Origin of the sequence: Hydrotalea sp., from assembly GCA_030054115.1 — a bacterium.
GTDB lineage: Bacteria > Pseudomonadota > Alphaproteobacteria > JASGCL01 > JASGCL01 > JASGCL01.
The window spans coordinates 1-1,428 of sequence record JASGCL010000076.1 but is presented as its reverse complement, the minus strand read 5'-3'; the positions used below and the strand labels follow the sequence as shown (position 1 = coordinate 1,428).

At 51.7% G+C, this 1,428-nt stretch carries 1 protein-coding gene; it reads left to right on the top strand.

What is annotated here, in order from left to right:
- Positions 1–289: 289 nt before the first annotated feature.
- Positions 290–1,428, top strand: a 1,139-nt coding sequence (locus QM529_07660; protein ID MDI9314530.1) for a hypothetical protein, incomplete at its 3' end; no start/stop codon positions are given.

The window sequence follows — 1,428 nt, the reverse complement described above, 5'->3', positions numbered from 1 at the left end:
TCAAGCAGCGTAGCGTGCGCTCAAGTAACGAAGTGATAGCGCAAACAAATAGGGCGAATACATTGCCCTCAAGCAGCGTAGCGTGCGCTCAAGTAACGAAGTGATAGCGCAAACAAATAGGGCAAATACATTGCCCTCAAACAGCGAAGCGTGCGCTCAAGTAACGAAGTGATAGCGCAAACAAATAGGGCGAATTTATTGACTTTCTGCTAAAGGTTGTGTTATGGTAAGGATGAATTTGTAATCGGCCGCAATATGAAGCGACCGCCGTTTTCAGAAAGGGACAATCATGAAAACTTTAATCATGCGCCGCCGCATGGTTGTTGCCAAATTGGCCACCAGCCTGGTGGGTATAGTTTTTAACATTTGCCTGGTTGATATCGCCAATGCCGCCAATGCCGGCGACAAAGCCATGGTGAGTGGCGCGGCGCAAAAAAATCGCGACCTGCAATTGTTGGCAACCGTCGGCTATGTTTACAGCCTCGCCGGTGATTGGCATAAATCCAGCGCGGGCCAGGAAAGCAATAACAGATCAGTCGCGACCGGCGGTGTGGGTTATGGCGCGTCGTTGCTTTATAAACCATCTTGGGGCGGCGGGTTTGGCCTGTCGGTTGATTACACCGGTTTTAATCACGATTGGGTCGGCGGCGGCGGCAACAATGGCGTGACCGATTATAATTACAGCGCAAGATACGATATTTTTACCATCACGCCGAGTTACAGGATAGCACTCGATTCGCGCAACCACTGGGGGTTGCGGTTGGGGGTTGGGGTTGGTTTCAGCCTGTCAGACGTGGCATGGGGGCGGTCGCCATCGCCGGCAAATAACGCGGCGGCGCGGGTTGTCGGCGGTGCCAGTTACCATTTGAAAGATTACGACGGCGCGGTGTTGGGTATAGCCACCGCCTGCGTGCTGACCGATTCGCAAGGCGCGGGCGTTGGTCGCCAAGCCGCCAACAGCTGGTTCGGTTGTAACAGCAACCACCCAACCGACAGCAGTGATGCGGCGATAGTCGATTATTTAAAAAATAACACCGGCAATATTGTTGTAATTGACGACGACGGCCTGAATGGTGTCGATGACCCCGATGCCGAATACCCGGTGGCCTATAATGTATGGACCAAGGCGATGCAGACCAAATCAAGCGCGTTAAAATTGGCGTCGGTTGATGATTTTGAACATGGCTATCGGGTGGTTAGCATTCCCTACACCATTTGGAACAGGTTAAGCACCGAGACGCAAGAGGCGATTCAAAAATTGGGGGCATTGCCGACGAACATTGTTGGCGATTCGGGTTCGGCGAAGGACGACATGGGCTTTGTAATTGCGCCACAGGTCGCGTTAGAATATGACAATGGCGCGTTCCATGCTGATATTAACCTGCGTTATTTTCATGCATTAAAAGATGTGGAATATTATGGCAAGGA